10 protein-coding genes are annotated in these 13,340 nt (G+C 45.3%); 9 read left to right on the top strand and 1 reads right to left on the bottom strand.

What is annotated here, in order from left to right:
• Window positions 1–133 precede the first annotated feature (133 nt).
• The 9 genes from MHH57_RS05200 to MHH57_RS05240 all read left to right on the top strand — a co-directional run bounded on the left by MHH57_RS05200 (window position 134) and on the right by MHH57_RS05240 (window position 11,195).
• The gene (locus MHH57_RS05200) at window positions 134–790 is read left to right on the top strand and encodes a DJ-1/PfpI family protein (protein ID WP_039269397.1); all 657 of its coding nucleotides are present in this window, start codon (window positions 134–136) and stop codon (window positions 788–790) included.
• A 143-nt stretch (window positions 791–933) separates the two neighbouring features.
• Window positions 934–2,133, top strand: coding sequence for an MFS transporter (locus MHH57_RS05205; RefSeq protein ID WP_069010341.1), 1,200 nt, complete (start codon window positions 934–936; stop codon window positions 2,131–2,133).
• Window positions 2,126–2,785 carry a TetR/AcrR family transcriptional regulator gene (locus tag MHH57_RS05210; protein WP_069010342.1) on the top strand — a complete coding sequence of 220 codons (660 nt, stop codon included), beginning with the start codon at window positions 2,126–2,128 and terminating at the stop codon, window positions 2,783–2,785. The genes MHH57_RS05205 and MHH57_RS05210 overlap by 8 nt, the downstream gene beginning before the upstream one ends.
• 148 nt (window positions 2,786–2,933) lie before the next feature.
• Window positions 2,934–3,845, top strand: coding sequence for an AraC family transcriptional regulator (locus MHH57_RS05215; RefSeq protein WP_069010343.1), 912 nt, complete (start codon window positions 2,934–2,936; stop codon window positions 3,843–3,845).
• Window positions 3,846–4,313: 468 nt separating this feature from the next.
• Window positions 4,314–4,964 (top strand): hypothetical protein, encoded by a 651-nt coding sequence (locus tag MHH57_RS05220; protein ID WP_342434910.1) that lies wholly within the window; start codon window positions 4,314–4,316, stop codon window positions 4,962–4,964.
• Complete coding sequence (locus MHH57_RS05225) at window positions 4,952–6,376, top strand: hypothetical protein (RefSeq protein WP_342434911.1); 1,425 nt, start codon at window positions 4,952–4,954, stop codon at window positions 6,374–6,376. The genes MHH57_RS05220 and MHH57_RS05225 overlap by 13 nt, the downstream gene beginning before the upstream one ends.
• 15 nt (window positions 6,377–6,391) lie before the next feature.
• A complete protein-coding gene (locus MHH57_RS05230) occupies window positions 6,392–6,820 on the top strand; it encodes a DUF4280 domain-containing protein (protein ID WP_029516076.1) in 429 nt (142 codons plus the stop codon).
• A 20-nt stretch (window positions 6,821–6,840) separates the two neighbouring features.
• Window positions 6,841–10,263 carry a contractile injection system protein, VgrG/Pvc8 family gene (locus MHH57_RS05235; RefSeq protein ID WP_342434912.1) on the top strand — a complete coding sequence of 1,141 codons (3,423 nt, stop codon included), beginning with the start codon at window positions 6,841–6,843 and terminating at the stop codon, window positions 10,261–10,263.
• 125 nt (window positions 10,264–10,388) lie between these two features.
• The gene (locus tag MHH57_RS05240) at window positions 10,389–11,195 is read left to right on the top strand and encodes a hypothetical protein (RefSeq protein ID WP_029516078.1); all 807 of its coding nucleotides are present in this window, start codon (window positions 10,389–10,391) and stop codon (window positions 11,193–11,195) included.
• A 545-nt stretch (window positions 11,196–11,740) separates the two neighbouring features.
• Here MHH57_RS05240 and MHH57_RS05245 read toward each other — a convergent pair.
• Window positions 11,741–13,141, bottom strand: coding sequence for a sugar porter family MFS transporter (locus MHH57_RS05245; protein WP_029516079.1), 1,401 nt, complete (start codon window positions 13,139–13,141; stop codon window positions 11,741–11,743).
• Window positions 13,142–13,340: the final 199 nt, after the last annotated feature.

The raw sequence follows: 13,340 nt of genomic DNA on the forward strand, positions 1-13,340 counted from the left end.
TTCTGGTTGTGGGCAATATCGTCTATGAAGAAAGCCGAGCAGTGTTTTCACAAAATTAAATATACCCATACCCCGTATATGTATGTTAGTATGGGTGTGCAAGAATAAAATCCCACTTCAAAGGAGAGTCATCATGAAAATCGCAATCATGCTTTTCGATGGAATCACAGCATTAGATGCCATAGGTCCATATGATGTATTTGCTGCTACACTGAAATGTGAAGTGAAGTTTGTCGCTAAGAAAAAAGGGTTAGTCAAACTGGACTCAAATATGGGTTATTTGCATGCCGATTACAGTTTTTCTGAAGTACCTTCAGCTGATATTCTTGTTGTTCCAGGCTGCAGTCCGCCAAATTATAAAACTCCAATGAATGACGAAGAAACGTTAAACTGGATTCGCCAAATACATGAAACTACGAAATGGACCACGTCGGTTTGTAATGGCTCTCTGATTTTGAGCGCCGCAGGCTTGTTAAATGGAACCGTAGCCACCAGTCATTGGGGCTCCTTAGACCTGCTTCAATCTCTTGGAGCCATTCCAACAGATGAGAGAGTGGTTCGTCAGGGCAAAATCATTACAGCAGCCGGTGTCTCCTCTGGTATTGATATGGCACTCCAGCTAATAGCATGGGAATTGGGAGAAGACATGAGTAAAGGAGTCCAGCTGATTTTGGAATACGATCCTCAGCCTCCGTTTGACACGGGTTCACCCAAGAAAGCACCTGCTATATTGGTAGAACAAATAAGAGGTATGTTACAAGAGTTTGCAAAAAGGGAGCCTCATGTGTAAATCAAGAATAACAAGATCTCTTTTCGGTATTAGCTAGGCTCAATAGGTTTGTATTTTTATTTACAATGCCCCCTATTTCAACTAATATAGTTTACACATAGTAAAGGGTTACATAGTGTAAAGGGTTGGAGGGGGTTACAAACATGAGCAGCTTACCTAAGTCTGCTACATTTCCGCTTTTCATTCTGATGCTGAATTTGTTTATTGCTTTATTGGGTCAAGGCATGGTGATTCCCATTCTGCCTGAATATCTGAAACAATTTAATGCGGCAGGAGCTGCTGCGGGGTATCTTATTGCCGCATTTGGAGCAGCACAGTTTATTTTTTCGCCCCTAGGTGGGCAGCTTTCGGATAGATGGGGTCGAAAATCCATGATCATCACCGGTCTGTTTTTAACGGTCATTTCGGATCTCATGTTTGCTGTATCTACGACATTGCCCCTTTTATATATTGCCCGATTTATTGGGGGGATGGGTATTGGATTAATGGTTCCTTCCAATATGGCCTACGTTGCTGATATTACCACTCCTGAAACTCGCGCTAAAGGAATGGGGTACTTGGGTGCTTCCATGAATTTGGGGATGGTGCTTGGTCCGGGGTTAGGCGGTATGATCGCTGAGTTTGGCATAAGGGTGCCCTATTTTTTTGCTGGTGGACTTGGACTTGTTGCTACGCTGCTTAGCTTGTATATGCCAGAGACATTACCCAAGGAAAAACGAAAACCCGCTAGCCATTGGGTCCGCCGGGAACCCATTCGCAACCAAATCCTAAATTCATTTCGGACATCCTATTTTCGTTATCTTCTCCTCATTCTGATCATGACATTAGGTTTGATGAATTACGAAACAGTGTATGCTCTTTTTGTGGAACGAAAATATGGTTTTGATGCCACTAAAATCTCAATGATCATTACGGTTGGTGCAATTATAGGCATCGTTGTGCAGATATGGCTACTTGATTATCTCATCAAGAGACTTGGTGAGATGAAGCTTATACGTCTTTCTTTGATCATGACAGCCATCGCTTTACTGTTAATGATCATTAAGATTAATCTAGGTTATTTGCTGGCGGTATCTGCTCTATTTTTTGCTTTTAATGCCTTCCTAAGACCAACGGTAAGTACAATGATCGCGAACTCAGCTGGTGATCGCCAAGGATATGCCGCTGGATTGAATACGACGTATACCAGCCTAGGCAATATATTGGGACCCATTTTAGCGGGCTTGTTGTTTGACAAACACATTCATATTCCTTATATTTTTGGTGCACTTATCCTTGCATCTGCCCTTTTCTTAACCTTACAAAAATCGAAAAATAAGAAACGGATGGTTGTGAATGACTGAGAACTGGCACCAGAATTTAAAAAACAAAAATCGGGAAGAACTCATTGCGGCTGCGAAGGAACTTTTTATGAAGCAAAGCTTTCTCAAAGTTAATATTAAGGATGTATGCAACGTGGCTGGTGTAAGTCGGGTCACATTCTATAAGCACTTTCAGTCCATGAACGAACTGATCTTTGAGGTCCAGATGGAAATCCTTGAGAGCATGACCGAATTTGTTAGAAGGGCACCTTCAGCTGAAATGAGCGGGAAGAAGATGCTTACTTCGATGCTTGATGCATGGATTAATTACGCTTGGCAACATCCGGAATACATCAAGTTTATTCTTTTATTCGATCTGCATTACGAAGCTTATGATTCAAATCAAGAACTCAAAGAACAGTACAACAATTTTGTTAGCCGGGAAAAGGAACGACATTTCCTGATGGATGCTCTGGAAGCTGGATTCCAAGATGGATCATTAAAGTCCGACACGGAGCCCTTGAAGACCGCTCATTTTATCTTCACGTCTATGATGGGTATACTCCAGAAAATGAGTCTGACGTCCAAGGACGAACGGAATAACGAACTTGAGGATATAGAAATTGCTAACCGATTTGTGGGGATGTTGATTCAGTATTTAAGTCCAGAAAGTGATGAATCCCCTACCTTTTAGGTAGAAGTCGCCTGCTACATTCCAAAGGATTATAGATCGTCCAATGGTGTGAAATAGAAGTACACGGCTCAGTCTGTTAAACTGTGAAAATAGAGCGATTTCAGATACGTTGTCGTGTTAGCCTTATCTATTTAGTGGAGGTGCGGGGATGAACGGAAGTCTGTTTGAGCCACGGCTACGTGACGGGGATTATATTCCCCGTTTTTTTGCTTACTATTACAAGCAATGGCATGACTATACCATGTCTTACCACGATCATCATTCCACTGAAATTATGTACATGATTTCCGGCTTTTGCAGGGTAGATGTACAAACGGGAGAGAACACGGAAGAAAGCATCACGCTGCGTAAAGGCGAGTTTATTATGCTGGACGCAGGTGTACCGCATCGACTGGTGGTGGAAGGAGAACAACCGTGCCGGATGCTAAATGTAGAGTTTGGTTTTACGGAAGGGGTGAGGGTAGGGCCGTCTATCCGACAAATCGCAACGGAGGAGCAGGAGGTCACGACTCTCATGTCACGTCCGTTCCCGTATCTGGTACTATCGGACCCGGAAGAGGTATATTATGCGCTGAAAAGTCTCGTGCTGGAGCTGGACCAACGAAAAGAACAGCCGGGTGCAATGGCAGAGATGCTTTTTATGCAATTGCTAGTACGAATTGCACGTCTACGGGAAGAGGCAGAGCGTAGCAACACGCAGCAAACGGATATGTACATCAAACGATGCATTGAATTTCTCCATCTGAACTATGATCGAGAGATTGTGGTCAAGGACATGGCGGCGGCCGTGAATCTGCACCCAGGTTATTTGCACCGTATTTTCAAAAAACATACGGGGCTAACACTCACCGCGTATTTAACAATGCTGCGAATGGACAAGGCCCGTATGCTTCTTCAGCAAACGGACATTCCCATTCAAGAAATTGCCGATTATGTAGGCGTAGCCAGCAGGCAGTATTTTCATATGCTGTTCAAAAAGCACACAGGCCAAACCCCTGTAGAATACCGCTCTGCTGTAGAGCGCAATGTGAGGAACTATGCGGAGGAGGAAGGGGACTGAATATATAGGAAGTTTTATGATTTATTCATATTCGCGTGGAGCTTACCTGATAAATAAGGTAGGCTTTTTTTTGATTTTGAAAATAGGCAATTGGATTCAGGTTCAAAAGAATCATTTTTTGGGAGTTGAAATTCATATAATTATTTTAAATCGAAGATGTTCAGAGGCGAATTAACTTTATTTCTTTGAAAATGAAGACGTATTTTCACAAGTATGGATGCTTGCTTTGGGTAAAAAGAATCTGAATGATAGTAAATCTTTCATTTTTATGCATGATAATAGGTCTTATATCTTGATTGTTTTATAAGAGTTATAAATTGACAATAACAAAAACACTTCGTATGATACCTATAATGTAAGGTATAAATTGGAATTAAAATGGTTCTTTGGATTCAATTATGTTATAAAGTTCCATGAAATGAATATTGAGATTGAACATATAAAGGAGTTTTACCGTCGATGGGACATATGGATGAACAAATTGCAGACATGATTAATACTGCACGGAAGGAACAACAGGGTGCATCTGGTCTCCCGAAATCGGATTTACACAATTACATAGAATCTGAGAGCGGCTTGGAACTTTATCCACTTAAGATGCTGGACGGAGAACGAATCGCTTTTGCAGAACGTCCTTTGCTGAACGACAAAATTTCGATATGGTTGCCCCGGACTTTCACCGAGATGGGTGAGCGGGAGATTGAACTTAAATATCCTTCGAGTTATCGCCCACCGCTCATTTTGACCGATCCAACAGGGGAGATCAATTTTTCTTTTAACCTGACACCAAGCGAACTGACGGATGAGGAGCTAGAGGCGTTCACCAGCGAGATGATCTACATTTTGCACCACACGCAAAAGTTGACGGAATGGTATGCAGACGGTGTGTGCAAGGTGTACGGACGACGGGTCGGATACTGTGAATTTATGACTCCGGCTTTGAATACGCGTCTGTATAATCTGACCTTTTTTGCAGCTCTGGAAGGGCATGCGCTTATATGCTCATTTAACTGTACGGAGGAACGTATGGATACATGGCGTCCGGTCGCTCAACGTATGATGACCACACTAAAAATCCTGCCTAGTGAGGCTGAAGGAGAAGGAACATGGAGCAGATAAGCACCACCTATTCTAATCTGAAAATCACGCCTTATCAGCTTATCAATGTACAGGAGCTCTACCTGGTCAAGCAGCTGAACGACCACACTCGGTTGCGTTTTACCGCTGTCGTGCCTGAGGAACTAAAAGATACTTATGTGGATATGACCAAATTTGACTCACCTGTCGGAATCTCGCAGCTGGCTGAGGATGGCACGGAGGTTCCCTTGTTTAGCGGAACAGTGCTGGCGATTGAAGTGAAGGCGGTACGAGATGTGTACTACCTGGAGGTAGAGGCTGTGTCGCATACCTACAGGCTGGATGTACGCCCCCAAAGTCGTTCTTTTCAGGACAAAAATATGAAGGTGGATGAACTGCTGCGTCGTATTTCGCTTCTTTATCCTAGCTTGGACATCATGGATTCGGCCACCGGAGGAGCGTCGATCGGGCGGATGTGGGTGCAGTACCGCGAGACTGATTGGGCTTTTCTCAAGCGGCTGGCTTCCTATTACCATACCTCCCTTATGCCCGCGGCCATATTTGATACCCCAAAGTTCTATTTTGGCATTGAGGAAAGTGGAACAGCCGTTCAACTGGACAATTATCATTACACGGTAAGCAAAAGAATCTCGGCATATCGCTACTTTGCAGGCAATGATACAGCTTCGGTGGACGAGCAGGATTTTCTCGATTATACCGTTGAAACAGAGCAGGTGCTGGAACTGGGCAATGAAATCCAATTCCGTGGCAAAACGCTATATGTATACGAGGCACAAACTCGTATGACGCAGGGAGTACTGCTGCACACATATACCTTGACGACACATAAGGGGTTGCGACAGAAAGCGTATTATAACGAGCAGTTGACGGGTCTGTCTCTGGAGGGAAAAGTGATCGCTGTCGAACGTGATCGGGTTAAAGTGCATCTGGATATCGACCCGGAGCAGGACAAAAATACAGCCCACTGGTTTCCATATGCAACAGGGTATAGTGCAGAGGGGCATAGTGGCTGGTATGTGATGCCTGAGCTGGGGGATAAAGTGCGTATTTATTTCCCGAACCAGCATGATGACGAGGGCATCGCGAGTAGCTCGGTCCGGCAGGATCGGGGGGATGGCGGCCACAATCATTTGAAGCATCCCGACGTAAAAATTTTCCGAACGCCACATGGTAAGGAAATCCGCTTGACACCGGACGAGGTGGTGATTACCGGCAAGGATGGCGCTGTTTTCATCAAGCTGAATCAGGACGACGGTATTCATATGGTGAGCAACAAAGATATTCATTTTTCGGCAGGCGGTAACATCCACATGGAGGCGGGGCAAAAGGTGACTATTTCCGCCGGTCAGGAAATCAACCTGTCCAGCCGCAGCAGCCATATTACACTCGGTGGTGACACATCGGTCGTTGGCAGCGAAGTCAAAACGAATTGACGGAGGAAGCAGACCATGGCAAAAGAAAAAGCATCCATGACCATTCAGGCCGGATCAGGTGCAAAAAAAGGATATGTGGTTGCAGGGGCTATTTTGAAATGCAACCGTGGTACACAACCCACCCGGCTCAAGCGTCCGTTTAGCCACGGTGTTTACATCAAGGACAAGGCCCAGATGAATGTGGGGGATCACGAACCGGGAGTTCATATATCTGGGTTTGGTAACTGTTTTAGCTCGGCCAATCCGGCGGTTCAAAATAGCGAGATGGTGGACATTTTCGGTGTGAAGAAGGCGCCTTGTATTCCGGTCATTCTTCGACCCTGGATTGGGGGCAAGCAGGATGTGCTCGTCGAGGGACAGCCTGCCTTGCTGGAGCATTGTACCAATGCCTGCCTGTATTGCGGAGCAATAACGATTGAAAATGACGGGCAGAATCTGGAATGATAGTGGGGGTTTCTCATCAAATGGACAAGGTGCAGGAAACATCCGGTTACCGTCATGTGGAATTACTGAGTAAAGTTCCGCTGCAAACCATGACAGACATTCGTATTGAGCGTAGATTGGGCGACCATGTGCGTTTGGTAGTAAGTGGTATCGTGCCGGAGGAAAATCAGGAACGGTTTATGGAGTTAGAGAGTGAAGCCGAACCGGTTGAAGTCATCGAAAAGGACAAGGATGGCCAGCGGCTGCGTACGTTGTTTCATGGACAAATGACGCGTATCACGCTGAAGCAGGTACACGGTATTCATTACGTACAGTTAGAGGCCATATCACATACGATTCGGCTCGATGTGAGGCCTGTGACCCGGTCTTTTCAAAATCATACCATGACGTATGGGCAGCTGCTGAAGCAGGTACTTACTGGTTATACAGGCGCAGATGTGATTGATACGGTCAGCGGGGGTGCTCAACTGGGCGCTTTGACATTGCAGTACAGAGAAACAGACTGGGCATTTTTGAAAAGGATGGCTTCCAGATTTGGAGCTGTGCTTGTGCCTGAGGCTGCCGCAGATGCCCCCAAGTTCTGGTTCGGTATTCCCGAGGGGCGACCCGCAACACTGGATGAGGTCCCGTATCGTTCAAGAAAAAGCTTTGTCGGCGCAGATGGGGCTTTTTCTGACGGGGACGGTTTGTCATGTGGAGCATCGTCGGTGTACGAAGCCGCAGCAATCCTTGGCGGCCCTCTTCCAGGATCGGGTCATGTGGACGACGGAATAAAATATTTTTGGAGTGATTCAAGCAGCAGTGAGCGACTATCTGCTGTCAGCGTGGATGGCTTCATGGGTAGAGCATTGCCTGGAGGAGCAGACCTTTGGCAAAGACAGCCGGGGATTCAAATCGGTATGCGCCATAACGAAGCCAACACCCCCTATGGTACGTTCTATACTGTGGAGAGTGCACGATATTTCCGCCCGGGAGATGTACTCTCTTTTCAAGGCAAGGAACTGCTCGTTGCGGATATCGTGTCCCGGATGGACCGGGGGTTGTTTTTACATACCTATACACTGGTTTCTGAAGATGAAATTCGGCAAAAGCCGATCTGGAACCATTCAGTGAGAGGGGCCTCCCTAGAGGGCCAGGTACTGGAAGTTGAGCGGGATCAGGTACGTGTACATCTCACCATAGATGCTGTACAGGAACGGGAAAAGGCATGCTGGCTCCCCTATGCAACAGGCTATAGTGCAGAGGGCCATAGCGGCTGGTATGTGATGCCCGAAAAAGGAGACATGGTGCAGGTACAGTTCCCGACTTTGCAGGAGTCGGATGGTTTTGCAGCCAGGTCTGTGAGGCGCAGTGGCAAGCCTATACCCGAGTTAGGCAATCCGGACATTAAATACTGGGGCACTCCTCATGACAAGCTGGTTAAGCTAAGCGCGCAAGAGTTGCTGGTATCGGCTAAAACGGATAGCGTATATATTTCACTTGATGCGAAGGGAATACAGGTACACAGTGACCATACGCTTTCAATTGCGGCCAAACGGGGGCTAACGATCCACGCGGAGGACACACTGGACATTACGGCAAACGAGGCCATTTATTTGCAAGCAGGTAGCAGTAGTATGGTGATAGACGGAGAGACGGATATTCGTTCGTCGCGAGTGAAGCTGGATGGGATAATCAAGCGTCCGGTTTTCGTCGCTGATCTGGAGCCCGTGCCAGAACCGCCGTTGATGTCGATCAAGGCGTATCAGGCCGCCCACGCGCCGAAGAGTACTGGCGGGGCAGGAGGAGGTTCTCCGAGTGAACAGGGTTCGGGGAGCAGCAAGCCTGGGAAGGTAGGTGTTTCCCCCGCTGCGTCTGCATCGCCCAAGGCAAACCTGCTGGGCGGTATGCTGAACGTAGCTCAGAAGGCGCTGAGTATCATCGGTACGGTTCCCGTATTGGGAACGCCTGCCCGGATAGTGAGCAGCAAGCTCGCCTCTATTCGCCGCGACGTTGCCAAGGGAGGATCAACCCGTGCCTTGAAGTATGCGGCCGCTGGTTTATCCATGCTGGCAGGCGTGCCATCAGGAGGCTGGGCTGTGCTGGCCGGAAGGAATCTGGCGCGGGAAGCCGTAGCCTTTAACCGCCGGGTAGCTGCTTATAAAAAGAGCGGTGTCGGACAACGCTACGCCGCCGCTTACAGAGGCAAAGTATGGACGGCAGCCCGCAACATCGCTAGTTCCAGATCATTAGGGGAGCTAGAGAAAAATCTAGCCCATAATATGGACAAGCTGAACACGGAGTATCACAAAATTCCGCTTGAAGTGAGAAAAGGTTGGCGGAATAAGGAAGTTGAACAGTTACAACCCTTAGATGCCACCGGAGCGAAGAAAATTCTTGATGAGAAATTTGGTTCCATTAATCAAAATGACCAAAATAGAAATCTTGAATTTGAGGAATATGTTAAGAATGTAATGGTGATGCGTGAAGGAGAAACAGGTTTTTTAGAAGAAAAAGAAAGATTAAGGAATGAGTATGAAAGATATTATAAGTTTAATCCAAATAGGGATTTTGAAACTTGGTTTGCAAGGCTAACACAAACGAGTAAAGTAGAAAGTAACTCGGAGACAAAAGCCCAGTGGGCCTTCGTAGAGCTGATTTTAAATAAAAAGGATCCGTACCCTAGGCCAGTAAATCCCGAGCTAAAAGGAAAAACAGAGCCAGATGTTCGTTTAGAAACTGTGATGAATGCAGGAGCCAAAAAAGCGGAAAAAGAACAAGCTGAAGCTGATCTAAGGCGATGGTATCAAAATTTATACAAGGGTAAGCAACAACAGACTTTTGAAGAATGGTTTGCCCATCTTACAAGTAGTGATAAGATGGAAGCCGAGCAGGCACTAAGTGAATTCCGTGGGAAGATAGCATTAGAGAGCGCAATTTCTCAAGCACAGTTCGAACTCATAATTTCCACCGCATCTATCTTCCAATCAAGACAGAGCACCCGTCCGACTCTTGGTATTGTATCTCGCGGCATGTCAAAAGGAGCAGGGGGCATTAAGGGGAATCCTAAGATACCAGAGGGGACGGGGAATCCTTCACCTGAACAATTGTTAAAAATTAAGCATGCTAATATGAAGAACCCTAGAGGGGGACTTAATGATTTGATTCCATTAGATATAAGGGTAGCTAAAAAGACGCAGAAACCTGTACGTAGGCATCTTACCCAAGGTGAAAAGAAACTAGCTCATCAGCATCTAGACGATCTTGCAGCACGCAGGAATGGGGATCCAAATGCAGCCCAAAGATTAGCTTCCGATAAGTACAGAGAACACCCCCGTGATGATGGATGGACTAGCCTCGACATTATTGATGAGAAAAAAACTACTGGAATAACGAACGTTATGAGGCTTCTTTATAAAGAAGTAGATGATGGGATAGAATGGAGAGTTATTCAGAACCATTAAAATTAGGAAAGGCGAGTTTTAAAATTTAAGTAGAGAAGCACCAGCAAAAGGAAATTATCCATGGTAGGCTTCAGCCTTTAAGAAGATATGGATACTATTTTAAGCGGAATGGAAGATGAAAAAAGATGATTAAAAGGATTCTAGAATTAATAGCGAATGCTCTTTTAGACGAAGATAATTATCTCTTAGAAGATGCTTTAAGGTTACTAAAGACTAATGCTAATTTAGAAGAATTAGTAGATGATTACTATACTCAGCTTGTGCGCATAATTCCTATGGTTAAGGAAGATAGTGCGAAAGTACTTTTAATCGAAACCATAGTTAATTCTCCAGATTTCAATGGTGATGATGAACTCTTAGATGAGTATATAAAACTGATCGCACAAGGTGCGACTTATGTCAAGGATGCAGTCAGCTGTTTAAATTCATTTAATAATCATGGATGTAATGAGATATTTGTAAAACTAGCCGAAAATGTAGATAAAGAACTTGCCTTTGAAATATTAGTATTAATGGACGAATCTAAGTGGGGACCAGTCCCTAAGTCTCTTCAGCCCTTTTCACAACAACTTGAGTCATTTGCGAAAGAGGTTCGGTTACAACAAAAAATAGGGTACCGTTCATGGATTATTGGAGCATTTTTGTTAATTGTTCATCCGTTGTGTTCAAAATATGCATCTATAAGTGCGTTAACCTTCGGATATCCTTATACTGAAGCGGCCGTAAACGATTGGGCGTGGGTAACTCCAAAAAGTACGGAATCTATAATTGAATCTAAAATAGTAACCCCGAAGGAAGCTGAAATATTGAGGGAATTAGGCGGATTATTATGGAATAAGACGAATCTGACTCCAGAACTAGCTACAAAGCTTTACTCGGAATTTTTTGAGGATAGGAATCCGTTTGATGTTATTTTTACTTTGCCAGAGTAGTATAATTCTTTGACAATAAAAAAATGTTAAGGAATGAAAGGGGATAATTCTTTAAATAGTTTGGTAATTTCTTTACAATTCCAGTAACAAGATCGTACAATACAACCAACAAACAAACACTTGATAAATTTTCAAAAGCTCTTCCCAACTTGAACCCTGAGTAGGAATGAGCTTTTTTTGCCTGCAGAAAATGAGCTGAGGAGCTGAACTAAATGACAAAACGTGAACAAGTCATTCAACAGATGGGGCTGCTTACATAGGCACATAAAGCATACGAATAGCTTATGGATGAAATTCGTGGTTACTGCCAGCAAGCTAAGGAATTGTGCGAACAGTTGGCGTTAGTCAACGCTACGTCGTCGCTATCCATTAATCAAAAACTGCCCATCATAATTTCGAGTGATTAAAGGAGAAGCAGGAGGATAAATTACACATAAGCAACAAGAAGCCTCTGAACCATTACCGATTTAGGTCGGTATGAATTCAGAGGCCGTGTGATTTCATGCATTATAACAGTGCTGGGCTTTTTGAGAGCTAAAGTTGGGTCATTTCCCAAGCCACATATTTTCCATCTGTTCAAGTGATCTCCCCTTGGTTTCGGGAACCTTGCGCCATATAAAGACTACGACGAATAACGAGATGGCTCCGAATAACCAGAAGGTATTGGACGGACCGGCTGAACTCAGCAGAGGAGGGAATGCCTGCGATACCAGATAATCACCGGCCCATAGTGCCATCGAAGCGATGGCTACAGCTTTGCCGCGAATGCGGTTCGGAAAGATCTCAGAGATCATGACCCATACGATTGGCCCAAGCGATATAGCGTAGGAGGCCACGTAGATCAATATCATGATGAGTACGAGCGGTCCGGTGGTCAAACCCATTTTGAATGCGGCTCCAATAATGACCAAACAGCAGGTCATCAACGAGGTGCCGATTATCAGCAGGATTTTTCGTCCCGCTTTGTCGATCAGCCATACAGATACGATGGTAAACAACACATTGATCAACCCGATCCAGATGGTCTGGGTCAAAGAAGCGTCCGTACCGAGTCCCATTCCTTTAAAGATAACCGGCGCGTAGTACAAAATGGCATTGATGCCGGTAATATGCTGCATAATGGCGAGCATGACACCGATAAAGAGAGCGACCCGAATACCGGGAGCGAACAATTGTTTCAATGAGTTGTTCTCATTTTTGAATGATTCCTTGATATCAAGCACTTCCTGCTTAGCGGCTTCTTCACCGTGAATTTTCAGCAATATCGGCAACGCTTCATAAGGCCGATTCTGTTTAATAAGCCATCTCGGGCTTTCGGGTATGAAGAGCATCAAGAGCATAAAGATCAGTCCTGGAACAGCTCCCACTCCGAACATCCAGCGCCAGGCTGTTGAGACACCCCAGGCTTCATCCCCCAGGCTGACGATCCACGAATTCTGAAAATAAACCAGGAAAATGCCCGTTACGATCGCCAGCTGATTTAAAGCAACCAAACGGCCGCGGTATTTGGCAGGAGCGATCTCCGCGTTGTACACCGGACAAACGGTGGAAGTGATGCCTATGCCAATGCCGCCGATCATGCGAAAGATAACATACCCGGTGAACGAGTCTTGAAGCGCAGAGCAGATCGAGCCGACGACGAATAAAAATCCGGCGGCCAGTAATACCTTTTTTCTACCGATCCTTTCACTCATGTAGCCAGAGAGAGCCGCTCCCGTGATACTCCCTACAATCAGACTCGACACCGCCCAACCAACCTGAAATTCGCTCAGCGAAAAACGCTGCTGTAGGAATTCAACTGCTCCCGAAACGACCGCGATATCAAAACCGAACAGTATCCCTCCAAGCGCAGCTACGATGGATACTAGCGTCACAAAAAGCATATTGGGTTTTTCCGATTGAAGCGCTTTCTGTTGAGCGCTTTCATTATGAATGATTACTCCCATATAATCATCTCCCCTCCAGATTCCTAAAACCTCATTCCGTTCTTCGAGGAGAAGTATAACATGCGCTTATAAAAGAAAGGCCGGTTATCGTCTTCAATAAACGGACCTTTTCACGCACGATTTTGGCTTCGGTTCCCGAATTGGAGACGGAGGGGCTAAATCTAGCATTACCTTGTCATTCGAGCTTAAAAAAATCCAT

Origin of the sequence: Paenibacillus sp. FSL H7-0442, from assembly GCF_038593105.1 — a bacterium.
Classification (GTDB): domain Bacteria; phylum Bacillota; class Bacilli; order Paenibacillales; family Paenibacillaceae; genus Paenibacillus; species Paenibacillus polymyxa_D.